Here is a 629-nt window from a genome sequence, read left to right on the forward strand (position 1 = left end):
AAACGCCTCGAACAAGAGAATTTATCATTGCGGATACGCTTAGACGCGTTAAAAAAATTACAAGCCTTGAGAAAGCATCCAACCAAGAACTCGCACAAGTCATCATCGAGCTCAGGGCCAAATACCGATTAGTTGACTTGATTGCGGCTTTACCGATTTCAATGTCTGTCTTTCAATATTGGCAAGCAAAATTTAAGCAACCCGATAGGTTTGCCAAGTTAAAACGCATGATTACGACGGTTTTCAATGAACATCATGGCAACTATGGTGTTCCACGGGTATCAGTAGTTGTGAGAAAACTGTGTGCAACACAAGGATTGCCTCAGCCTAACCACAAGTGTATTCAACGCTTGATGCGTGAGCTAGGCTTGAATAGTAATCGTTATCGACAACGCACTCGCAAATATGATTCATCTAAAGGACCTCGAGGGAAAACCGTTAAAAATCAATTACGTCGCAGAAATACGAGTGACCGACTCTATCAAAAGCTAGTCGCTGACATCACCGAACTTAAAGCTGGTAACGGTGATAAGGTTTATTTAGAGATCGTTAAAGATCTCTGTAGTAAGCGAATCTTAACATGGTCAATTGGTGCTCATCCGAATTTGGCATTCTCATTAGCCCCATTA

Annotated in this window: 1 protein-coding gene; it reads left to right on the top strand. The window is 41.7% G+C overall.

Features of this window, described 5'->3' with window-relative positions; translation table 11 throughout:
* Positions 1-629, top strand: a 629-nt coding sequence (locus tag ACKTR5_RS11720) for an IS3 family transposase (protein ID WP_407881690.1), incomplete at both ends; no start/stop codon positions are given.

It is taken from the genome of Furfurilactobacillus entadae (assembly GCF_045862745.1).
In the GTDB taxonomy this organism is placed as follows: domain Bacteria; phylum Bacillota; class Bacilli; order Lactobacillales; family Lactobacillaceae; genus Furfurilactobacillus; species Furfurilactobacillus entadae.